This is a genomic window from Radiobacillus kanasensis, assembly GCF_021049245.1.
Classification (GTDB): Bacteria; Bacillota; Bacilli; order Bacillales; family Amphibacillaceae; genus Radiobacillus; species Radiobacillus kanasensis.
Map to the genome: position 1 here is coordinate 1205568 of NZ_CP088020.1, position 23771 is coordinate 1229338.

At 38.4% G+C, this 23771-nt stretch carries 24 protein-coding genes and 1 other annotated feature; of the genes, 16 read left to right on the forward strand and 8 right to left on the reverse strand.

The window, feature by feature from the left end; genetic code table 11:
- Positions 1–56: 56 nt before the first annotated feature.
- Entirely contained in the window at positions 57–1298 is a 1242-nt protein-coding gene (fabF, locus tag KO561_RS06360; protein WP_231096287.1) for a beta-ketoacyl-ACP synthase II, read from the forward strand.
- 513 nt (positions 1299–1811) lie between these two features.
- Positions 1812–2576, forward strand: coding sequence for a YjbA family protein (locus KO561_RS06370; protein WP_231096289.1), 765 nt, complete (start codon positions 1812–1814; stop codon positions 2574–2576).
- Positions 2577–2649: 73 nt separating this feature from the next.
- On the opposite strand, the gene trpS is transcribed toward KO561_RS06370, so the two are convergent.
- A complete protein-coding gene (trpS, locus tag KO561_RS06375) occupies positions 2650–3639 on the reverse strand; it encodes a tryptophan--tRNA ligase (RefSeq protein ID WP_231096290.1) in 990 nt (329 codons plus the stop codon).
- A gap of 74 nt (positions 3640–3713) precedes the next feature.
- Positions 3714–3927: a binding site (T-box leader), on the reverse strand.
- Positions 3928–3986: 59 nt separating this feature from the next.
- Positions 3987–4316 carry a DUF3899 domain-containing protein gene (locus tag KO561_RS06380; RefSeq protein WP_231096291.1) on the reverse strand — a complete coding sequence of 110 codons (330 nt, stop codon included), beginning with the start codon at positions 4314–4316 and terminating at the stop codon, positions 3987–3989.
- Positions 4317–4706: 390 nt separating this feature from the next.
- Here KO561_RS06380 and KO561_RS06385 point away from each other — a divergent pair, with 390 nt between their 5' ends.
- The 10 genes from KO561_RS06385 to KO561_RS06430 all read left to right on the forward strand — a co-directional run bounded on the left by KO561_RS06385 (position 4707) and on the right by KO561_RS06430 (position 15572).
- A complete protein-coding gene (locus KO561_RS06385) occupies positions 4707–6416 on the forward strand; it encodes a peptide ABC transporter substrate-binding protein (RefSeq protein WP_231096292.1) in 1710 nt (569 codons plus the stop codon).
- A gap of 166 nt (positions 6417–6582) precedes the next feature.
- A complete protein-coding gene (opp3b, locus tag KO561_RS06390) occupies positions 6583–7512 on the forward strand; it encodes an oligopeptide ABC transporter permease (protein ID WP_231096293.1) in 930 nt (309 codons plus the stop codon).
- A gap of 1 nt (position 7513) precedes the next feature.
- A complete protein-coding gene (gene opp3C, locus KO561_RS06395; protein ID WP_231096294.1) occupies positions 7514–8659 on the forward strand; it encodes an oligopeptide ABC transporter permease in 1146 nt (381 codons plus the stop codon).
- Between the two features lie 17 nt (positions 8660–8676).
- Positions 8677–9732, forward strand: coding sequence for an ABC transporter ATP-binding protein (locus tag KO561_RS06400; protein ID WP_231097054.1), 1056 nt, complete (start codon positions 8677–8679; stop codon positions 9730–9732).
- A complete protein-coding gene (locus KO561_RS06405) occupies positions 9729–10667 on the forward strand; it encodes an ABC transporter ATP-binding protein (RefSeq protein ID WP_231096295.1) in 939 nt (312 codons plus the stop codon). Before KO561_RS06400 ends, KO561_RS06405 begins: the two co-directional genes overlap by 4 nt.
- Before the next feature lie 466 nt (positions 10668–11133).
- Positions 11134–12348, forward strand: a complete 1215-nt coding sequence (locus tag KO561_RS06410; protein ID WP_231097055.1) for a putative glycoside hydrolase — start codon at positions 11134–11136, stop codon at positions 12346–12348.
- A 319-nt stretch (positions 12349–12667) separates the two neighbouring features.
- Positions 12668–13261 (forward strand): GNAT family N-acetyltransferase, encoded by a 594-nt coding sequence (locus tag KO561_RS06415; RefSeq protein WP_231096296.1) that lies wholly within the window; start codon positions 12668–12670, stop codon positions 13259–13261.
- A gap of 282 nt (positions 13262–13543) precedes the next feature.
- Entirely contained in the window at positions 13544–13939 is a 396-nt protein-coding gene (spxA, locus tag KO561_RS06420; RefSeq protein WP_143892722.1) for a transcriptional regulator SpxA, read from the forward strand.
- A gap of 308 nt (positions 13940–14247) precedes the next feature.
- Positions 14248–14925 carry an adaptor protein MecA gene (gene mecA / locus KO561_RS06425; protein WP_231096297.1) on the forward strand — a complete coding sequence of 226 codons (678 nt, stop codon included), beginning with the start codon at positions 14248–14250 and terminating at the stop codon, positions 14923–14925.
- Positions 14926–14948: 23 nt separating this feature from the next.
- Positions 14949–15572, forward strand: coding sequence for a competence protein CoiA (locus KO561_RS06430; RefSeq protein ID WP_231096298.1), 624 nt, complete (start codon positions 14949–14951; stop codon positions 15570–15572).
- On the opposite strand, the gene KO561_RS06435 is transcribed toward KO561_RS06430, so the two are convergent.
- Entirely contained in the window at positions 15569–16813 is a 1245-nt protein-coding gene (locus tag KO561_RS06435) for an IS256 family transposase (RefSeq protein ID WP_231095892.1), read from the reverse strand. The genes KO561_RS06430 and KO561_RS06435 overlap by 4 nt on opposite strands.
- A gap of 246 nt (positions 16814–17059) precedes the next feature.
- Here KO561_RS06435 and KO561_RS06440 point away from each other — a divergent pair, with 246 nt between their 5' ends.
- Both KO561_RS06440 and pepF read left to right on the forward strand, forming a co-directional pair.
- Complete coding sequence (locus KO561_RS06440) at positions 17060–17560, forward strand: hypothetical protein (protein WP_231096299.1); 501 nt, start codon at positions 17060–17062, stop codon at positions 17558–17560.
- A 96-nt stretch (positions 17561–17656) separates the two neighbouring features.
- Entirely contained in the window at positions 17657–19474 is a 1818-nt protein-coding gene (gene pepF / locus KO561_RS06445; protein WP_231096300.1) for an oligoendopeptidase F, read from the forward strand.
- Positions 19475–19523: 49 nt separating this feature from the next.
- Here pepF and KO561_RS06450 read toward each other — a convergent pair whose 3' ends face one another.
- The 5 genes from KO561_RS06450 to KO561_RS06470 all read right to left on the reverse strand — a co-directional run bounded on the left by KO561_RS06450 (position 19524) and on the right by KO561_RS06470 (position 22247).
- Positions 19524–19700: a hypothetical protein gene (locus KO561_RS06450; protein WP_231096301.1), complete on the reverse strand. Its 177-nt coding sequence runs from the start codon at positions 19698–19700 to the stop codon at positions 19524–19526.
- A 300-nt stretch (positions 19701–20000) separates the two neighbouring features.
- On the reverse strand, positions 20001–20900 hold the full coding sequence (locus KO561_RS06455) for a ClpXP adapter SpxH family protein (RefSeq protein WP_408004844.1): 900 nt from the start codon (positions 20898–20900) through the stop codon (positions 20001–20003).
- Positions 20897–21298: a globin domain-containing protein gene (locus KO561_RS06460; RefSeq protein WP_231096302.1), complete on the reverse strand. Its 402-nt coding sequence runs from the start codon at positions 21296–21298 to the stop codon at positions 20897–20899. Before KO561_RS06460 ends, KO561_RS06455 begins: the two co-directional genes overlap by 4 nt.
- Before the next feature lie 102 nt (positions 21299–21400).
- A complete protein-coding gene (locus KO561_RS06465) occupies positions 21401–21970 on the reverse strand; it encodes a CYTH domain-containing protein (protein WP_231096303.1) in 570 nt (189 codons plus the stop codon).
- 136 nt (positions 21971–22106) lie between these two features.
- Complete coding sequence (locus KO561_RS06470) at positions 22107–22247, reverse strand: hypothetical protein (protein WP_231096304.1); 141 nt, start codon at positions 22245–22247, stop codon at positions 22107–22109.
- A gap of 76 nt (positions 22248–22323) precedes the next feature.
- On the opposite strand from KO561_RS06470, the gene KO561_RS06475 reads away from it, so the two are divergent.
- A complete protein-coding gene (locus tag KO561_RS06475; RefSeq protein ID WP_231096305.1) occupies positions 22324–22944 on the forward strand; it encodes a GTP diphosphokinase in 621 nt (206 codons plus the stop codon).
- An 18-nt stretch (positions 22945–22962) separates the two neighbouring features.
- Complete coding sequence (locus KO561_RS06480; RefSeq protein ID WP_231096306.1) at positions 22963–23763, forward strand: NAD kinase; 801 nt, start codon at positions 22963–22965, stop codon at positions 23761–23763.
- The last annotated feature ends 8 nt before the right edge of the window (positions 23764–23771 follow it).

Below are 23771 nucleotides of genomic sequence, written 5' to 3' on the forward strand. Positions count from 1 at the left end.
TAGAGAGTAAAGGGTTAGAAAGAATACGTAACGTTGGATGAAGGAGGAATATTACCTTGGAAAAAAGACGTGTAGTAATAACAGGACTAGGAGCAGTTACGCCAGTAGGTAATGATGTACAAACGATGTGGAGTAACATTCAGGCAGGAAAATCAGGGATTGATTTTGTAACAAAAGTAAACAAAGATGATTTTCCGGCAAAGGTAGCAGGAGAGCTTAAAGACTTTGATGCTACCAATTATATGGAGAAAAAAGAAGCGAAGAGAATGGACTTGTTCACTCAGTATGCTGTAGCTGCTGCTAAAATGGCTGTAGAAGATGCTAAACTGGATATCAACGACGAGATAGCTCCACGCGTTGGGGTTTGGATTGGATCAGGGATTGGTGGAATGTCGACCTATGAAGAGCAATTCCATAACTTCCTGTCAAAAGGTTATCGTCGTGTAAGTCCATTTTTCGTTCCTATGCTTATACCTGATATGGCAGCAGGTCAGGTCTCGATTCAATTAGGAGCTAAAGGGATTAATTCTTGTACGGTAACAGCATGTGCATCAGGAACGAACTCTATTGGAGATGCGTATAAAGTGATCGAGCGTGGAGACGCGGACTACATGATTACAGGTGGAGCAGAAGCACCACTTACCAATATGTCCTTCGCTGGTTTCTCAACAGCAAAAGCTCTATCCTTTAATGAAGACCCAAATACAGCAAGTCGTCCGTTCGATAAAAACCGCAACGGATTTGTGATGGGTGAAGGTGCTGGTATTATTATTCTAGAAAGTTTAGAATCCGCTTTAGAGCGTGGTGCAACGATTTATGGTGAAATCGTCGGGTACGGTTCATCTGGAGACGCGCATCACATCACAAGCCCTGCACCAGAAGGAGAAGGGGCAAGTCGTGCAATGAAACAAGCAATTGAAGATGCAGAGATTCAACCATCTGATATTGGTTATATAAACGCTCACGGTACAAGCACAGAATTAAACGATTCATTTGAAACGAATGCAGTGAAAACGGTTTTTGGGGAGCATGCTTACCAGTTAGCGGTTTCCTCCACTAAGTCGATGACGGGGCACTTATTAGGGGCTGCAGGTGCTGTAGAAGCCATCATATCATTGAAAGCTTTACAAGACAGTGTTTTGCCTCCAACCATTAATTATGAAACACCGGATCCAGACTGTGATCTAGATTATGTTCCAAATGAAGCAAGAAAACAAGAATTCCAATATGCATTAAGCAATTCACTTGGCTTCGGTGGGCACAACGCAACGATTATTTTCAAAAAGTATGCTGGATAATAATAAGCAGAGAGCATGTTCCAATTAGGAGCATGTTCTTTTTTTGGCTTCAATAATAGAAGATAGCATGTTTCACCATGGACAAGCATAGGATGATAGTACATTTACTAGAACAGGTATGGTGATTGGATGGGATTCGTCTTTTTATTTTTAATCGGATTTGGTTTCGCAGTTTCCGGAGGAGTAACCCTTATTTCGTATTTAAACTTTGTTCCAGCAGGCCTTTCTCTTACGAATTACTTTCTATTTATTCAAGGTAGAGTAGAATGCTATCTACTTCCGATAGGCTTAATTCTCATGCTTATCTCTATTTCACGAATCCCAAATATTCCAGTTAAATAAAGGGCTTGAAGAATAAATATTCCTTTTGCTGGTCATAATGTATGTAAAAAGATTGCTTCGATCGTCTTAGAAGTTAACTTCCTTTGGTAAAAAAATTTTCGTTATCAGAGTACATGGAGCATTATTTTTAGTTAATTTAACACACACATTACGGTAAAGCGGGGGTTCAACATGCTATATTTACATGACGTTTGGGTGAATTGGTTTGAAGGGGAAGAAAATGGATACAACATTTGTCCGTTTCATGAATGGCGGAAAGAAGATGGAATTGAACTATTAGATCAAGTCCCGATCTTGTACATAGACGACATGTTGTATCATTATATTGAAAATGATCTGCGTGATTTACCAATACCCTTATTAGAATGTATTTATAAACGAGCTTATTTAAGAAAAAATCAAGAAAGAATTCCTTTAGAGTATGCTGCGATTGTTACAAATGGTTCATCTATTGTCGTTTTTGACACCATTGGGTACCATTTGCCAGTTCGCAAGAGTAGACTTATTCCTCGTCAGGAAAGATTAGTGTATGAAATGATCGAAGGAACAGAGAAGCAATCCTTTGAATTCGCAGAAGAACAATTGGAGAAAGAGTATCATATTTTATCGTTGCCACCTGAGTCGATGATTGGGTTGACTCGTAAGGAAAGGCAGCTTAAACAGTTATTAATGATGGCCTTAGATCAAATGGAAGGCATGAAAAATGCCGAGGAAGTAAGATATTGGCTAACGGAATGGAGTCCAGATAACTACTCCGAAATTAAAAGTATGAATTTCCAAGAAGCATGGTACGCTCTTTACGAAGGAGTAAGCCAAGGTTGGAGTAAAGCGCATGAAGATCTTTGTGGTAAGCTTATAAAAGGGCAGCCATTTTTTGAAAAAATGTGGGAGATTGAACAAGCTCCTGAACAGAGTACCTATAAACGAATCATTTGAGAATGTAGGAAGACCAAGTAATTTTCGAAATTCGAAACACTTGGTCTTCTTTCTATTCTTTATATAGAAGAAACTATTTTCTTACACGTCCAAGACCCATTGCTTTTTTTGCTTTCGCAAGCATTTTGTTTGCAACAAAACTTGCTTTTTCAGCCCCTCTATCCAGGATTTCATCTAATTCAGAGGAATGGATTAATTCATCGTATCTTTCATGGATTGGTTTTAATAAAGAAATTACAGCTTCGGCAGTATCCTGTTTGAAGTCACCATACCCTTTTCCTTCATATTTCTTTACTAACTCATCAATCGTTTCTCCTGTGCAACTCGCATAAATGGTTAATAGGTTCGAAATACCAGGCTTGTTTTCTTTGTCATACTGTACAATTCCCTCTGAATCCGTAACAGCACTCTTAATTTTTTTCTCGATTTGCTTGTCACTATCGAGCATAAAAATGGATGCCTTTTGGTTTTCATCAGACTTACTCATTTTCTTTGTCGGATCCTGTAGAGACATAATTCGAGCACTAAACTTCGGTAAACTGATTTCAGGAACTGTGAAGATATCATTATAGCGGTTGTTGAATCGTTGAGCTAAGTCCCTCGTCAACTCAAGGTGCTGCTTCTGATCATCCCCAACTGGAACGATATCGGTTTTGTAGAGCAAGATATCCGCAGCCATTAAAGGAGGATACGTTAGAAGACCAGCCGAAACAGCGTCTTTTCCATGAGATTTATCTTTGAATTGTGTCATTCTTTCCAGTTCACCGATATAGCTGATTGATTGCATCATCCAACCTAACTGTGTGTGTGCACTAACCTCTGATTGAATAAATAACGTTGATTTGTCAGGGTCAATACCACAAGCCAAATATAGAGCAGCCAGTGAACGAATGTTTTCTCGTAGCTTTAGACGGTCTTGAGGAACAGTAATGGCATGTTCATCGACAATACAGAAGAAGCAATTACTGTCTTCTTGTAGTGTGACAAATTGCTGCATAGCCCCTAAATAGTTCCCAATCGTTAAACTTCCACTTGGTTGGATTCCTGAAAATATAGTTTTCATGATTAACACCTCGTTTGTATTTTGTTTTAGCAATTTGAACCAATAAAAAAGGTCCATCCATGCCTTGTCTAAAAACAAGGGACGAATGAACCGTGGTGCCACCCTAATTATCTTAATGAAAAATAAGATCACTTAATTACAGTTAACGCCTGAGAACGTTTCTTCTATGAAGAAGAAAAGAGCTCCAAAGTCCCACTTCCGCTTTTACCTTGATGCCTGTTTTCACCGACCACAGGCTCTCTACCATTCATTGGGTAAAGCGTACTATCTCTTTTTCTTTGCTCTAAATAAGTATGGATTTGTTTTGGATTATATAAAACTTAACGGGATAATGCAACCTCATAAAGTTAGCTTACCAAATAATATATCATTAGTAGAACGATATCAAATCCTGTCAAAACGACAGCTTGTACATAGATAAGTCGGTAAAACGTATCATTTACTCGGTTAGATGGTAAGGGGAGTTCCTCCAAGTAATCCATATCATGCTTACTTACCCTACTTCTAAATCTTCGGAAACCAAACGTCACTCCATCTAAAAACTTTCCCCTAATAATAAAGAGTATAAGGGAAAACATGATGTACACAAGACTGACATAGAACAATCCGTTAATAAATCCAATTATAGATAAATCAGTGGAAACTATCGTAAGTATAAATGCTATTCCAACATTCATAAGGAGAAGGTACCACTTATTTGAAAACTTCTTCAGGATTATCACAACCTCATAGTAGTATATTCCCCGTAAAATGGAGAACTCTAAAGATTGACCTTACATATGGCCATATTCAGTATAGCACGAAATAAATTATCTATTAAATAACAAACTAAAGTAGGGAGGAAGTCTAACAAAGTCGTATAAAAGTGCTAGTGAAAACGTTTTCATTAATATAGGTCAAAAGTACTAATTTAAGAAATGAGAATGTAATGAATAAGGGCTTTCTGTAAATTTACACAAAAAAAATAATGCAAAATTGTGAGAAAACTTGTATAATTCTCTTTGTAGATGTGACAATCTGCAAAAATATTTAGAATATTTAAGATTAAAGGGGAGGTCATGAACTTCATGAAGAAGTCAAATTGGTTACTACTTGTACTAGCTTTAGTATTAAGTATGTTCCTAGCGGCTTGTTCTACTGGAGGAGATTCTGAAGGTTCAGAAGGCTCTGATTCAGAAGGCGGCGAAGGTACAGCAGAAGAAGGTGGCGAGTCCACTGAACAAGTACTAAACTTAATCAACGGTGATGAGATCCCATCTATGGATCCATCCATGGCAACAGACACATACGCATTTGAATTCTTAGGTGCTACTATGGAAGGTCTTTACCGTTTGGGTGAAGGCGGCAAACCAGTTCCAGGTATTGCAAAAGATCACACTGTATCTGATGATGCTTTAACTTGGACATTTAACCTACGTGATGATGCAGTTTGGTCAAATGGTGACCCTGTAACTGCTAATGATTTCGTTTATGCATGGCAACGTGCGGTTGACCCAGCTACAGGATCTGAGTACGGTCCTTACATGATGGGTGGAGTAATCAAAAACGCTACTGCTGTTAACAAAGGTGAAGTACCTGTTGATCAGTTAGGTGTTACTGCAAAAGACGATCACACTTTAGTAGTTGAACTAGAAAAACCAGTACCATATTTCGAATCATTAACTACATTCGGAACTTTCTTACCATTAAATCAAGCATTCGTTGAAGAGCAAGGCGATGCATTTGCTACAGATATGGATAAACTAGTTTATAACGGACCATTCAAATTTACCGAGTGGAATCCTGGTGATGGAGACTGGACGTTAGAAAAGAACCCAGATTACTGGGATGCTGAAACTGTAAAATTAGAAAAAATGAACTTTAAAGTCGTTAAAGATACTGCGACTGGTATCAACGCTTATGAAACTGGTGAAGTTGACCGTGCTGGACTTTCTGCAGACTTTGTAGACCAATACTCAACTCACGAAGATTACAAAATACAAGAAGAAACAACTGTATTCTGGTTAAAATTTAACCAAGTTTGGAAAGATGGCCCAAGTAATGGTGCTTTAGCTAACGAAAACATTCGCCGTGCTATCTCAATGGCGTTTGACAAGCAAGCACTTGCTGAAACAATCCTTAACAACGGTTCTATTCCTGCAACTGGTGTAGTACCACTAAACTTTGCTCCACACCCGGAAACTGGTGAAGATTTCCGTAAAATCAACGGGGACCTTGTTACTTCTGATGTAGAAGCTGCAAAAGAAGCTTGGCAAAAAGGTCTAGAAGAACTTGGTGTAGATTCTCTTACAGTTGAGTTCCTAGGCGATGATAGTGATACTGCGAAAAACATGAACGCTTATCTTAAAAACCAATTGGAAACTAACCTTGAAGGCTTAACTGTTGAGCTTAAAGAGGTTCCATTCGAACAACGTCTAGACCTAGATACTAACATGACTTATGAAATCGAGTTTGCTGGTTGGGGTCCTGACTATCTAGATCCGAATACTTGGTTAAACCTATGGGAAACTGGTGGCGGAAACAATATGATGGGTTACTCTAATCCTGAGTACGATGCATTATTGAAAAAAGCCAACAACGAGCTTGCTCTAAAACCAGTAGAACGTTTTGAAACATTCTTAGAAATGGAAAAAATTCTACTTGAAGAAGATGCAGCTGTAGCTCCAGTTTATCAAAGAGCACGTGCTCTACTTGTTAAACCTTATGTAAAAGGTATTTTAAAGAACCCATTCGGACCAGATTATGAATACAAATGGGCTTATAAAGGTGAAGAGTAAGATTTAATTATTCTCACACAATAGTATAAGCTGGCTAATAGGGTAAGAGAGTATGTGACCAATAAAGTTGGCGTGTACCCTCTTTTCCCTTTTAACCGAAAAAACTCACAATAATGAACATTCTGTCAATTGAGAAATATTTAGAACTTCAATAGGAGGTGTTGGAATGGTTAGATATTTACTTCAAAGATTCACTTACATGCTAATTACACTATTCATCATCGCAACATTCTCGTTTTTTTTGATGAAACTTTTGCCAGGTTCTCCTTTAAGTGCAGAAAATAAACTATCAGAAGAACAACAAGAAATAGTGTTAGAAAAGTACGGACTTAATGATCCTGTTCCGGTACAGTATCTAAATTATCTAGGTGGCTTAGTGCAAGGTGACTTAGGAATTTCCTTCCAATTTGATAGTCAACCCGTAACTGATATATTAATGAAACGTATAGGACCATCCGCAGAGTTAGGGGCTTATTCGTTAATCGTGGGGACATTACTAGGTATATTGTTGGGCCTTGTCTCAGCGATATTCCATAATACATGGATTGATTACTTATCCGTGTTTATTGCGGTTATCGGTAAATCAATTCCAGCATTCGTATTTGCTGGTATGCTACAGTACTTCATTGGTGTGAAGTGGGGGGTACTTCCTGTTGCATTCTGGGAAGGATTTGAATACACAATTATGCCTACTATTGCGTTAATGATCTTCCCACTAGCAACGGCAGCTCGTTTTACGAGAACAGAGATGCTGGAAGTATTAGGATCGGATTATATTACGACAGCTCGTGCGAAAGGTGTTAACGAGGTTGGTGTCGTATTTAAACATGGTTTAAGAAACGCTCTCATTCCACTTGTTACTGTTGTGGGACCGTTAGCCGTTTCCTTGATGACTGGTACCCTTGTAATTGAGCAAATCTTTGCAATTCCAGGGCTAGGTGAACAGTTTGTTAAAGCTGTTATGGTACTGGACTACCCTATAATTATGGGAACAACTCTTTTATTTGCTTTCTTATTCGTGGTTATCATTTTAGTTATTGATCTCCTATACGGCTTGATCGATCCAAGAATCAGAGTTACTGGAGGAGAGAAATAAAATGGAAAACAACAATTTACCAAAAGAGCTGTTTGTCCGTAAGACACAAGAAGAGGATACGAGCGAAAAAATCTCTCGTCCTAGTAGAACATTTCTACAAGATGCAATGCGAAGTATTGTACGAAATATTCCAGTAATGGTCTCCATTGTTGCGCTCGCCCTTATTATTATTCTGAGCTTTGTGGGACCATCAATGAATGAATATGGATATGATGATCAGGATCTATCCAGAGCAAAAATGCCTGCACGTGTACCTGGTCTTGAGAATATAAGCTGGTCAGGATTCACTGGAACCCTTCATGGAACCTTTGAAGGAGATACGGTAGAAGAAGCTAAGTCAAATGCTATTGCAAGATACGACGGTAAGGAAGATTTTATCGATATCGAAGTCGTATCCGAAGGCGATGGATCAACGGATTCCGCAAAAGTAGATGCTGTGTACCATATCTATGAAGCACAAGATATGGCTGACGAGTACTTTTGGTTTGGTACAGACGGTCTAGGTCGTGACCAATGGACACGGGCATGGGAAGGGACAAGGGTTTCTCTATATATCGCGTTCCTTGCGGCAGCCATTGACCTAGTTATCGGCGTAGCCTATGGTGGTATTTCTGCTTATTATGGTGGACGAGTTGATAACATTATGCAACGTATCATGGAGGTTTTGGTTGGGATTCCAAACTTAGTAGTGGTATTCCTAATGATTATTGTTTTAGAACCTGGTATATTATCGATTACGATTGCCTTAACGGTAACCGGATGGATAGGTATGGCCCGGATTGTTCGTGGGGAAGTTTTAAAGCTAAAAAACCAAGAGTTTGTTCTCGCTTCTAGGACACTAGGTGCTCCAGATGGTCGAATTATCCTTCGACACCTCGTTCCGAACGTAACAGGCTTAATTATCATCAATACGATGTTTACAATTCCAAATGCGATCTTCTTCGAAGCATTTTTAAGCTTCATTGGTTTAGGTCTAGTACCACCAGACGCATCACTTGGTACTCTCATTGATAGTGGATTTGATGCACTTCAAATATATCCATATTTGTTAGTGTTCCCGGCAGTATTATTATCCATTGTCATGATTGCCTTTAACGTTATTGCGGATGGACTACGAGACGCATTTGATCCTAAGATGCGGGATTAGAAGGGTAGGTGCTTATGTTGGATAAAATCTTAGAAGTTAAAAATTTAAAAGTATCTTTTAACACGTATGGCGGAGAAGTACAAGCCGTGCGCGGTGTTAATTTTGACTTACGCAAAGGGGAAACTCTCGCGATTGTTGGAGAGTCCGGTTCCGGTAAATCTGTTACAACAAAAGCGTTGATGAGATTAGTACCGAAGCCACACGGTTTTATTAAAGAAGGGGAAATCCTTTTCGAGGGACAAGACCTTGTTAAAAAATCAGAAAAACAAATGCAAAAAATTCGTGGGAAAGACATTTCGATGATTTTCCAAGATCCGATGACATCCTTAAATCCAACGATGAAAGTCGGGTCACAGATTATGGAAAGCTTGATAAAGCACCAAAAAATGGGGAAATCCCAAGCGAAAAAACGTGCCATTGAGCTTTTAGACCTTGTTCAAATTCCAAATCCTGAATCGCGTATCGACCAATATCCACACCAATTCTCTGGTGGGATGCGTCAACGTGTTGTTATTGCGATTGCATTGGCATGTAATCCAAAGGTATTAATTGCGGATGAACCAACAACAGCATTAGATGTTACGATCCAAGCTCAAATTTTAGAGTTGATGAAGGATATTCAAAAGAAAACGGAAACCTCTATTATTTTTATCACACACGACCTAGGTGTCGTAGCGAACGTTGCCGATCGTGTAGCGGTTATGTATGCAGGTAAAATTGTTGAAGTTGGAACAACAGATGAAGTTTTCTACAATCCAAAACACCCGTACACTTGGGGATTATTAGGCTCCATGCCAACTCTTGATAGTGAAGAGGAAGAATTGTTTGCAATTCCTGGTACGCCTCCTGATTTATTACATCCTCCAAAAGGAGATGCTTTTGCTCCTCGTAATGAGTTTGCATTAAAAATCGATTTTGAACAGGAGCCACCATTATATCAAGTCTCTGACACGCACTATGCGGCGACTTGGTTATTACATGAGAATGCACCAAAGATTGAACCACCTGCTTCTGTAAAAAGAAGAATCGAAGCGATTTCGTCTTCGAATAGTGAGGAAGGTGAGCAACAGTGAGCGAACAAGAAAAATTAGTGGAAATTAAAAACCTGAAACAATATTTTAAAACAGGTAGAAAAAGTATCGTTAAAGCGGTTGACGGCCTTACCTTTGATATTTACAAAGGAGAAACTTTTGGTCTTGTAGGAGAATCGGGTTGTGGTAAATCAACAACTGGACGTACCATCATTCGTTTATATGATGCTACAGACGGAGAAGTTCTTTTTAAAGGGGAAGACGTTCAAAGTAAGAAAAACAAAACGGAGCTTAAAAAGTTCAATCGCCAAATGCAGATGATTTTCCAAGACCCATACTCTTCTTTAAACCCACGTATGACGGTTATGGATATTATTGCAGAAGGACTAGATGTTCACGGTCTAGTGAAATCGGACAAAGAAAGAAAAGAAAAAGTATATGAGTTATTAGAAACAGTTGGTTTGGATAAACAACACGCAACTCGTTATCCACACGAGTTTAGTGGTGGACAACGCCAACGTCTAGGGATTGCTCGTGCATTGGCTGTTGATCCAGAATTTATCATTGCAGACGAACCAATTTCTGCATTGGATGTATCCATTCAAGCGCAAGTAGTAAACTTACTGAAGAAACTTCAAGCAGAAAAAGGGTTAACGTATCTATTTATTGCACATGACTTGTCAATGGTGAAGTACATCAGTGATCGTATCGGGGTTATGTATTTTGGTAAATTAGTAGAGCTAGCAGATAGTGATGAACTGTATAAAAATCCAATTCATCCATATACCAAATCTCTGTTATCTGCGATTCCACTTCCTGATCCGGATTACGAAAGAAACCGTACACGAATTTCTTATGATCCGAGTCAGCATGACACTAGTGAAGAACCAGAATTCAGAGAAGTAAGACCTAACCATTGGGTTCTTTGTACAACGAAAGAATTCGAAGCTTACAAACAAGAATTGCAAGACAAGTAAACAGAAAACAATGCATTCACATATACCGAAAAAGCAGACCCAACGTTGGGTCTGCTTTTTTCATAGTATAGGAAATTTATAAAATTTGCCTGGTGTGGATAAACATACTGCAATAGACACGTCCAGCTCCAGCGCCCAGCAACTAGCGAGACTTCCCTCACCTCTGTACGATAACTGTTTGACGATAGTCGAATTTCCTTAACCTCGCGAGGAAGGAAGGCCAACTAAACCCGGGCTTTGCGCCCAACGTTGGCATACCCCTTTGAAGGGGCATGGTTCCTTTATCTCCTACGGTTCAGTCCAGTCCGTACGTTGCTAACCGGGCGCTTGCGCTTTTGTTCACTGCCAATCATGAAAGAATGCAATAAAACATAAAATACCAATGAAAACTTATAAGAATATTACCAATAACATTGCTAAATCTTTTATAATGGAATAAAAGAGACTAGGGGAGTCGAGAGCATTGATGAAATTACACCGAAAAGTCGTTCTAAGTATTATAATCGCTATCATAAGCCTACTAGTGGTGCCTAGTTACGTATTTGCTGAGGAAACGAAGCCGAAAACTGGGAAAAAGCATGCTACGCATCGAACAAAGATAATACCCTATGAGCTACCGGAGAAAATAAAAAGATTTACTTTTGATTCAGGTCTAACTTTTGAATATCCGGATGCGGTTAGAGGAATATATGTGACTGGGAACTCGGCTGGTGGCAGTCGTTTTGACACCCTCGCAAAACTTATAGAGAATACGGAATTAAATGCGATGGTTATCGATGTAAAAGAGGATCGTGGGAACTTAACGTTTAAGCCTGATCCTAAATCCCCATATGCAGATATCGCAAAAAATTATATAGATGATCCAAGAAAGCTACTAGAAACCCTTGAGGCGAAAGGAATTTATCCAATTGCCAGAATTGTTGTATTCAAAGATACTGTTTTAGCTAAAAAACGTCCAGATCTTTCTTTTAAAGAGGATGGAGAGGTTTGGACGAATGGTAACGGGGATGCCTTTGTTAGTCCATTTAAAAAAGAAGTATGGAAATATAACGTAGGTATAGCTAAAATGGCAGCTGAATTGGGCTTCCAGGATATTCAGTTTGACTATGTACGTTTTCCAGAAGGCTTTGAGAGACGAGATAAAGAGCTAGAATATGACTTAGGTGATTATAAAGATGCCGAAGTCAGTGACGTTAAGAAAAGGGTGCAGGCTGTTACTGACTTTGTCAGCTATGCGAGAAAAGAGCTGGAATATTACGATGTCGATGTATCTGTAGATATTTTCGGTTATGCGGCAACGATACCAGAAACACCAGGGATTGGCCAAAATTTCTCGAAGATTTCTAGCAATGTGGATGTCATCTCATCCATGATATATCCAAGTCACTGGACACCTTATTTCGGAATTGATTTTCCGGACAAAGAGCCGTATCGTTTGGTGAACGAATATGCAAAGGTAGAAAATGAGGTTTTAGGAGCACTAGAAAACGCTCCAATATCAAGACCTTGGATTCAAGACTTTGAAGCGCCGTGGCTATATAGTGGTGCCCCCACACAATATGGAAAAGCAGAAGTAGAAGCTCAAATAAAGGCTCTAAATGAGAATGGTATCCAAGAGTTCCTACTATGGAATGCAGGCAATACGTATACCGAAAATGTGGATTACACACCGTTAAATTAAGTTCATAAGAATGGCATCAACTGAATGACCCTTTCATTGTTTCGTTTAACAATGAAGGGGAATTTTTTAATGAAACCTTTTTTCTGTTGTTTTTAAGCATTGCAGTTTATTAAAATTGCGACGTAACTGTATTGTGAAATTCACTGTTTTAATAAACGGGCAAGTGGTCTTCTTTACTTTTTAACTTCCCCAAGTCAAAAGTTTGTGTTTACATCGTTATAATTCGGGGAAAATAAAGTATTGGATTCTATGTCGATTTAACAAACGCAACTAATTTCGTTATAATCAATAAGTGACTACGAAAACAAGGAGTAGATCAATGAATTGGTATGAAAAACTAAACAAATATTTCCCTGTGGAAGAAATGAAATCAAGGGAACATATGGAAATGCTATTAAAAGAAAAAGGCGATGTGTACTACAAGGACGAAGGACCGCACCATGTTTTAATGTACGCTGAATTCAATGAATTCATTTTTATTGACTATGTGTACGTGTCTTCTCAGTCTAGAGGGCAAGGTATTGGTCATAAGTTAATGGAAAAATTAAAGGCGAAGCAAAAGCCTATTATCTTAGAAGTAGAGCCTGTTGATTATGAGGATTCAGACTCAGAGAAGCGTTTGCGTTTTTACCAAAGAGAAGGATTTGAGCATGCCCAGTCTATCGGTTATACGAGACGATCCTTGGCAACTAATGAAGTTAATCCGATGGAAATACTCTATTGGTCTCCAGAAGACGCGGATGAAGAAACGATCTATAAGCAAATGAGAAAGATGTACGAAGATATTCATACGTATAAGGACAAGGAGCTGTACGGAAAATCTTATCAATCAGCGGATGAAGTTTTATCCTATGATCAAACTCGTGACTCTGACGATATTTTCGAAGGATTAGAAGAAGAAGATAAAGCCTAATGAGAATCTTTGGTCCTTGTTGGTTTTGTTCCAACAAGGATTTCTTTTGTTAATAGGTGAACTTTTTACTGAAAATAGGTTTTAAGTAGGATAATATGGGGTATCTTAATTATAATTATCCATGTATTGTTACAACTTCATGACATTGTAGACTTTTTCACACATTACTTGACAGTTGTAGTATACTTGTACATAGAAGAGTTATTTAAACTAATTATAATTTAATATATTCTTCAAAGTTAGCCTGAAAAAATTTTTAGCATATTGAGGAGTGAAGTTTCTATGGTAACACTTTATACCTCACCGAGTTGTACATCTTGCCGAAAAGCAAAAGCTTGGTTAGAAGAGCACGATATTCCGTTTCGTGAGAGAAATATCTTTTCAGAGTCTCTTACACTTGACGAAATAAAGGAAATATTGAGAATGACGGAAGATGGAACGGACGAGATTATCTCTACACGTTCTAAGGTATTCCAAAGCTTAGATGTAAACTTTGACCAGCTTCCGTTGAAGGACCTGTTCAATCTAATTCAAGAAAATCCAGGACTTTTACGCCGCCCAATCATTATTGATGAGAAGCGCCTTCAAGTCGGCTATAACGAAGATGAAATTAGAAGATTTTTACCAAGAACTGTTCGTACCTTCCAACTTCGTGAAGCACAAAGAATGGTTAACTAAAAATTTTACGCAGGTCTTTTTTACAAAGATCTGCGTTTTTTTTGATAGAAAGTGATTTTCGAATGAAGTGACAAACCAGTCCATTTCGGGTACAATATGAATTCCACATGTTTCACTATGAAGTGTGGACAATATGGGACAAAAACCTTTTTATACAATTAATAGGCATATCTATTTTCATAATGCAACCTTTTATCATAAAATAAAGTATAGAAGAATAGGTTGAATGATATTAATTTAAGTTCATGGTTCGCAGAAGGTGAAGATATCCCTTCCACCCAATTATTTATTGAAGGGAGCGATAAGGAATGGAAATAGAAAGAATCAATGAGAATACGGTAAAATTTTATATCTCTTATTTAGATATAGAAGACCGGGGATTTGATCGAGAAGAGATTTGGTATAACCGAGAAAAAAGTGAGCAGCTTTTTTGGCAGGTTATGGATGAAGTGAATTATAAAGAAGATGATTTTAATATAGATGGTCCATTATGGATTCAAGTTCAAGCTCTTGATAAAGGGTTAGAAATAGTCGTAACAAAAGCTCAGCTTTCTAAAGATGGATCCAACATCGAATTGCCAAACGATAGTGGAAAACCATTTGATATCCCAGTAGACGAAAAAATTGAATCCTTGTTGGAAGAGAAGTTTGGCAGTGATGAGGATGATTATTCGGAATACGATGATGAAAGTATGTCGTTCATCGTTGCTTTTAAAGACTTTGAGGATGTCATTCAATTAAGTCATTATCAAACGTTGAACGATATAGCAAACAAATTGTTCCACTACGACAATCAGTATATGTTGTTTATTCAATTTGATGATGAAAAGTTATCAGAAGAAGAGCAAGAAGACATGATTAGTCAGTTGCTGGAGTTTGGTGATGAAACAAACGCTACGGTTCATTTACTTGAAGAGTATGGGAAGACCATCTTTGAGGATCAAGCATTAAGGAACATCCAATCTTTTTTCCCAATAGACAAATAGGCATTCGATAAGAATGTCTATTTTTGTTTTTTTACTGGGGAAAAAGCGATTTCACAGAAGAAGAAGGGATTTTGATTATTGGTCGAGAACTAGTTCTAGCAGGAGGTGAAACGATGCTTCTTGCTAGAAATGAGCAAAGGGACCTTGTTACGTTCGCAGGCTCAACTTTACAGGAAATTAATAAGTTTAGAAGTCAAAAGTATTATTGTCCTGATTGTCAGGAAGAAGTGATCTTAAAAGCTGGGACCAGGGTTACAGCCCATTTTGCCCACAAAAACCAAGGCAGTTGTATGAATAAAGGGGAAGGGCGTTATCATGAAGAAGGAAAATGGGCATTATACAATTGGTTCATTCAGCAAAACGTATCTGCACAACTTGAAGTAACGATCTCTTCTATCCAGCAGCGTGCAGATATATTGTTACAACTAGGGGAGAAAAAGGTGGCGATTGAGTTTCAATGTGCTACGTTGCCGGAAAAAGACGTGATTAACCGAACGATGGGATACTGTAATGAATCCATCATCCCCATTTGGATACTAGGCGGTAATCGAATGAAACGAATTGGCTCACAATCATTAAGGCTTTCCTCTAGTGAAAAAGTATTTCTTCGGGTTTGTCAAATAAAGTGTGTAAGTCCTGAAGACTAAATGTATTTACGAACCCTATTTTCTAACTGATCGTGTACTAATAGCTGGTTCATGACCATCGACCAGTTTTGGATGTGGCCACCTTCCCATTTGTTTTCAAGTTCTTTCACACGTAAAAATAGGACTTTTAAGAGAGCATTCTCGTTAGGGAATGCTCCTTTTTTGGTCACTTTTCGAAAGCTAGAATGAATACTCTCCACGGCATTGGTTGTGTACATCACCTTGCGAATGGCACTTCCATAATCATAGAGTTGCTCAACATGCTGAAAGTTTCTAGTCCACACATCGATGGCTCCAGGATAGGCAGACCATTGTTGTTTAAAAGATTCAAAAGCACTTTGGCAGGCTGAAAGATTAGGAGCACTATATACCTTTTTTAAAGAGGCAGTAAATGGCTTATACTCTTTGCTTGGTACATATTTAATAGAATTACGAATCATATGAACCATGCAGCGTTGAACGGTTACTTGTGGGAAAATAGCACGAGCTCCTTCTTCTAAACCACTTACTCCATCCATGGAGATAAAGAAGATGTCTTCGACACCTCTTGCTTTAATCTCATCAAATATTTGCATCCATTTGTGCTTGCTTTCTGTTTCATTTAACCAAAGACCTAACACGTCTTTCTTACCTTCCATGGTATAACCTAATATCGTGTAGACTGCATATTTCTTCGTTTCATACTGGTTACGGATCGTTGTGAACATACAATCTACAAATAGGAACACATAACAGTTGCTTAAAGGACGAGATTGCCATTCTTCTAACTCAGGAAGGACCGCATCTGTAATGTCAGAAATCATTTCGTGGGAGACAGAGAAGCCATAAATATCTTCAATGGTGGAGGAAATATCCCGTTGAGACATACCTTTGGCGTACATAGAAATCACCTTATCTTCTATAGCGGAGACGTCTTTTTTACGCTTTGGTATGAGTTGTGGTTCGTACGAACCATCTCGGTCCCGTGGCACCGCAATATCTACTTCTCCAGCCGTTGTTTTCAGTGTTTTCTTGCCGTACCCGTTACGCCTGTTTGTTGTGTCTTTTTGATTCTTATCATTAGACTCATAGCCTAAATGATGATTCATTTCACCCTTTAACATGGATTCAAACATGGGCCCAAATATTTCCTTTAGGGCATTTTGCATGTCTTCTACTGACTTGGGTTGGTATTGCTCAATGATTTTTTCTGCTAATTCTACGGAGTTTGGATCTCTTTTGATTTTCCCCATCGAAATCACTCCTTTAGATATATATTCATTTTACCAAATAAAAAAACTGTGTGAGCAAGAATCGTACGCATTCTTACTTACACAGTTAATATTACACTCCCATTTCTTCATCAATGGTCCTCCGCTGATTCACCAAGCCTCTTTTACTTTTGTCCACTTCAGAAGCAATTTGCCGTCTATCAGTTAACCACATTATCTTCATCCCCTTCTAATTTCTTAACTTTTTACAACCTAAAAGATATATCATTTAAGGAATTGCTTCAGATACAACAACAAAGGATAAATCCGAAGCAATGGCTGAACTCCATTCAAAACTTTCGAAGAAAAGGACCACCTCGTCATACGAGCGAAAGCGAAAAACAGTGGCGCCAATGGCTTTATCAACATCATCATCACCCTACCTTGTTACCCTCCATTTGTTTTATCCCTGTTCCGTCCCAGTTTCGAATGAGATGTCCGATTTGGATGTGGCAAAGTATATTATTCTTTCATCTATTTAATATTGGTGACCAAACGTTCCAGCTAAACGATTGTCACCATCTGCTTGCTTCTTACCTAGTTCCTAGTTCTGCTACTCCCCTCGTAAAGGTGTCGTCTAATCCAATCCAAGAATATGTCGATCAGTTATTACAGATAGGAATCTTGATGGAAAGGGATTCCGGCTACACGTATAATCCTATACTCTCCCTTCCAAACACATTAGAAAAAGCAAAGAATCAGGACTACCATATGATGCAAAAACTAATGCGGGTCTAGCTGAACTTTCGCATGTTTCCTAACTTTTACGATATAATAAAGGATAGACAGCATAGGATATACATAGAAGTATGGATACAGAAGGAGGACATACCTTTGGGAAAGCCTGTGAAAGAATTACAGAAACGAGAAGATGTTGCAGTTGAGAATACGTGGAGATTAGAGGACATTTTTGCTACGGATTCGGATTGGGAAAAAGAATTAGAGTCGGTGAAAGCTGACATTCCTAAGTTTGCAGAATTTCAAGGAAAACTTCATGAATCTGCGGATACTCTTTATGAATTATTCGCGTTACAAGATAAGGCTTCAGAAAGAGTTGGAACGCTTTATACTTACGCACATATGAGATATGACCAAGATACTACCAATTCGTTTTACCAAGCATTGAATGCGAAGGCAGAAAATTTGGTGACACAGGTTTCAAGTGCGATGAGCTATATCATTCCAGAAATTTTAACGATTGAGGAAGATAAACTCACCAATTTCTTGAAAGAGCATGAAGGATTAAAGCGATACGAGCACACGTTAAATGAAGTAAATAGACAGCGACCTCATTTTCTAAGTGAAAAGGAAGAAGCACTGTTGGCTGAGGTGTCAGAGGTTGTTGACAATCCTTCACAGACGTTTGGAATGTTAAACAATGCAGACCTTACGTTTCCGTCCATTAAAGACGAAAAGGGCGAAGAGGTGAACCTTACACACGGACGTTACCTTGGTTTCTTGGAATCAGATGAACGACGAGTAAGAGAAGACGCATTTAAAGCAATGTACGATACGTTTGGAAGCTTTAAAAACACGTTTTCTTCCACATTGTCTGGTTCGGTTAAAAAGCATAACTTTTTCGCAAAAACAAGAAATTATGATTCCGCACGTCAAGCAGCTTTGGATGGTAACAACATACCGGAAAAGGTATATGATAATTTAGTAGAAGCAGTAAATGAACGCTTAGATCTTTTACAGCGTTACGTTGCTTTAAGAAAGAAAGTACTTAAGTTAGAAGACTTGCACATGTATGATTTGTACACACCTCTCGTAAAAGATGTGGATATGAAGATTCCATATGAGAGTGCAAAACAGAAGGTGTTAGAAGGGTTGGCTCCTCTTGGAGAAGAGTATGCTAGCATTCTAAAAGAAGGCTATGAGAATAGATGGATTGATGTAGAAGAAAACAAAGGAAAACGTAGTGGTGCGTACTCCTCTGGTTCTTATAGTACAAATCCATACATCCTGTTAAACTGGCAGGATTCCCTACACGATATGTTCACCCTTGCGCATGAGCTGGGGCACTCTTTGCATAGTTACTATACAAGAAAGAATCAACCATTCCGTTACGGAAATTACTCTATTTTTGTTGCAGAGGTAGCATCTACGTGTAATGAAGCACTCTTGAACGAATACATGATTGAAAACACAACAGATGAGAAAGAAAAACTATTCCTTTTAAATCACTTCTTAGAAGGCTTCCGCGGTACAGTGTTTAGACAAACAATGTTTGCTGAATTTGAGCATAACATTCATGTGTTGGCTCAAAGTGGGGAAGCTCTAACTGCAGAGAAGTTAACGGAAGTTTATTACAATTTAAACAAAACGTATTTTGGAGATGACATTGTAGTGGATGAGGAGATCGGCGTGGAATGGGCACGTATTCCTCACTTCTATTACAATTATTATGTGTACCAGTATGCGACTGGATATGCAGCGGCTACCTCTCTTGCTTCTCAGATCTTAAAAGAGAAACAGCCGGCCGTAGATCGATATGTAGAATTCCTCAAAGCAGGTAATAGTGACTATCCGATCGAAGTGTTGAAAAAAGCTGGAGTAGACATGACATCTAAAGCACCAATCTTATCTGCACTCGATGTCTTCGAAGAAAAGCTAAATGAAATGGAAAAATTGTTAGAAAAAATTAGTTAGGAAAAGGAAAAAGCTGCTTATCCGTATTGGATAGGCAGCTTCTTGTTATTCATGAAAGTCCCTTAAATCGTTTGCGATTCGTAAATGAGAAGATGGTTAGATAAATGGAAACGAAAAGGATTGGTAATGTGATAAGGGAAGGAATCATGTTCATAAAACCAAATATACTCAGAATAAAGGCAAAAGCTGTTAACCCTAAGAAAAACAGAGGGTAATATCTCCCCAAAATTCCACCTCCTATTAGGTAAGCATCTTTTTATTAAGATATGAGGGGGATAGAGGATTTAGAAGTGTGACATTTTTGTGAAAGTATGCACATATCTATTGTCACTTGGAGTTTAGCTTGGTATATTTAACTTGTGAGATGTTTAACAAACAAAACCCCTTTGTTTGACCTGAAAACTTTCTCCCATCCCCCTTATCTTGAAATAGATTAGGATCTTGAAGGATATGGATCATATCCTTCTTTTTCTTTTTATAAGGATGCATTAAAAAACCGAATTAAGGGTCCAAGCCCTAATTCGGATTATTTTTCTCCAAGATATCTCCAAAATGTGCCGTACTTAACAGGTACTTCTTCGACTACTTGCTTTAATTTTAATTTTTTCATCTCTTTGGCTGTTTTTTCATCTGACCAATCATAAACAACAGAAATTTCGTTATTTCCAACAAACCCATAAAAAGAAATGAAATCTTCTAATTCTGGTTTTTCCGCAGGACTTGGATCCTTTTGAAGCATTTGTTTTAATACTTTTACATATACCTCGTACGGATAAAGTCCAGAGATTTTCAAGCCTTCTTCTTCTTGGTTTTCATTAAAGAAGACGAGGGTCGGAATATATTCTACTTCCATTTCCTTCGTAAGCTTTAAATCACATTGTAGAGCTTTTTGTGAGGAAGTGGAGTAGAGGTCTCGCTTAAATTCTTCTACATCTAAGTGAACTTGCTTCGCAACGTTCATGAGAACATCTTCTTTGGAAATATCCATCTTCTCCAAAAACATACATTCCTGAATTTTTCTTAAGAATCTTCTACCTGCTCGAAGTCCTTGTAATTCCGCAGCTTTTATCGCAATGGAAGCAATCCAAGGAAAGGAGATAGGATTTTCTAACCAAAGGTCTCCATCACAGCTCATCCCTGTGCGGCTGGCTGTTTTCTCCCATATGTCACGCAACTTCTGTGGCTTATCGAATTTATCTTTGTTTAAGGTTGTTAATTGACCACTCAGAATCGGACGAATTGTGAAATATCTCCCATATTCAATGGATAGTTTCTTTAATGATGGCTCTAGCGACCAGCATTCTGGACATAGAGGATCAACAAAGACATAAACTTCTACAGGCTTCTTTAGTAAATCGACGAATCCATTCTGTGGCGTCGTTTTGATAGTTTGGTGATCGGAAGCCCCAAAAGGATTTAAACTCACATCGATTCTCCTTTCTCATGTTCCGGTGTGTTTTCCATATGATGTGCGGTCATGGTCAATCTTTCGAAGATTGCGGTCCGATATGGTTCGGCAATGTTAGCTTCTTCAAGTGCTTCTTCCATACATGTTAACCATGCTTTTCTTCTAGTCGGTGTAATTTCGAAAGGCAAATGTCTTCTTCTTAACATTGGATGCCCATGCTCTTCTGTGTATAAAGCTGGACCACCGAGGAACTGTGTTAGAAATTGTTCCTGTTTGCGAGCTGTTTCTGTTAAATCCTCTGGAAAAATAGGAGTTAGTTCGGGATGAACTCCCACTTTAGAATAAAAAATTTGTACTAATTGACTTACTTTTTTAAAGCCACCAATGGCTTCAAATAAGGTTCCAAATTGTTCCATAACAAGATCCCCTTTGAGGGTATTGAAAATTAAACCATATTTATAGGCTTTATTTGTAATTTATTGTAACAGCGTCTATCTACAATCGGCAACTTATCTGTTTTATAAGGTATCATAAAAACGTTGAATTTTACTAATAGGAGCTCTTCTTGTTATAGAGCAGGTTTCTAAAATATCCTGGAAAACCCGGTTCCCAATCTCCCAGTTCGTTGCCTCTAATTCAAGCTCATAGTCTTCTTTTTCGTTATAAGAACTGTGATCCAGAACGACAATGGTTTCGTGATAAGACAGTTCTAATCTATCTGTGCGAAGGGCCCCACCATAGCGCAGCTTTTCAATTGGTACGTCTAACTGTCTTAATTGATTTCCAACGAATTCAGTTTTGAATGGTTGATTGTTCAACCAACGATTCGCTTCTTCTTCCGTTAACTCGTCATGGGTTTCTAGTAGCCCATTTGGATGGGGCTGTTTCAAGGTTAAGACATTTCCTGATTCCTTCTCCCGAATTCGAAGAGCGGACCCTTTACTTCGTAATAGAAAGTCGGGTGTTTCAAAGTAATGGTTTATTTGGCGAATGCTCTTTGAATGATGAAGAGGAAGATAAGTTAGTAATGCTTCATATTCCTCTTTGGTTAAGAGGTTTTTAAATTCAATTTCAATTTCTTGAGCCAAGAGACCACCCCTGTTCTTTCCGTTTGTTCTAATAGTATATGCCAAATGGATGATTATTTCATTCCATAAGCAAACATAGGATGAGGTGGAGAGGGTATGACTACCTATATTTCGCTTCTTTTATGATACAATTAATTTAAAGAGGATGTTCAAAAAGTCCGGTAAAGAAAACTTGGTGAAACCAAGCCGTAGGCGCAGCTTGAACCATAGTTGCCCTTATACTATCATCCATCGATAACTTATATAATGATAGTGTAATAATTACTTTGAACTTCATTGCGCTTTTTATCCTCCTTTTTGAACACACACTTAAAGAGATAGGACAATTTCAATATTGCAGGTGGTGGAAACGAATGAATTGGGAAGTGTTTCTAGCTCCCTATGCTCAAGTAGTAGAAGAGTTAAAAGTGAAGCTTAAAGGGATGAGAGCTCAGTTTGAATATGAATCAAGACATTCGCCAATTGAGTTTATAACAGGGAGAGTAAAACCAGTTCTGAGCATCGAGGAAAAAGCACGGAAAAAAGGGATTGCGGAAGATAGGCTGGAAGAAGAAATCCAGGATATTGCAGGACTTCGAGTGGTCTGCCAATTCGTGGATGATATATACACAGTTGTGAATATGCTTCGGTCAAGAAAAGATTTTTTTATAGTGGAAGAAAAAGATTACATAGTAGAAAAAAAGGATAGTGGCTATCGATCTTATCACATGATTATTAAATATCCAGTAGAAACTATTCATGGAGAAAAACGAATAGTAGCGGAAATACAGATTAGAACATTAGCTATGAACTTTTGGGCGACGAATGAACATTCGCTAAATTATAAATACGATGGACAAATTCCTGGCAAAATAAAAACAAGATTAAAACGAGCTGCAGAAGCTGCGTTTAAATTAGATGAAGAAATGTCGAATATAAAAGAAGAAGTGCAAGAGGCACACCGTTTATTCTATGAGTATAAACGTAAGCATTAGTTAGGGAGGGCTAGGGAAGTGAAGTTTTCGATAATCTCTAAAGGGGATCAAAAGTCAGAAGATATAAAAGATATGGTGAAGCAACACCTTATTGAGTTTGATTTACTTTACGATGAAGAAGAGCCAGACCTTGTTCTGTCTGTTGGGGGAGATGGAACATTCTTAGAGGCTTTTCACCGCTACCAATATCGACTAGAAGAAACCGCATTTCTTGGTCTCCATACGGGGCATTTAGGCTTTTATGCGGATTGGGTACCAGAAGAAGTAGAAAAGCTAATTATCGAGATTGCCAAAACTCCATATCAAGTGATCGAATATCCTTTACTGGATGTCACCATTCGGCCAAAAACAGGGGACGAAGTGCACCATTTTCTTGCATTAAATGAATGCTCGGTCAAAACAGCGGAAGGTTCTGTTGTGCTTGATGTCTTGATTAAAGGAGAGCATTTTGAACGGTTCCGTGGAGACGGTTTATGCATTTCTACACCATCGGGGAGTACAGCTTATAACAAAGCATTAGGTGGTGGGATAATCCATCCATCGTTACCGTCCATTCAGATAACGGAGATGGCATCGATTAACAATCGCGTATTCCGTACAATCGGATCGCCTTTGATTCTTCCTGATCATCATACGTGTGAGCTGTATCCCATTCATGATAAAAGTTTTCTTATTACGATTGATCATTATACAAAGAATTATAGCAATGTGGAAGCTATTGAATGTAAGGTAGCGAGTGAAAAGATTCGCTTTGCTCGGTTCCGTCCATTTCCATTTTGGAAGAGGGTACGAGATTCGTTTGTTTCCGATGAATCCTAGAAAGGTGA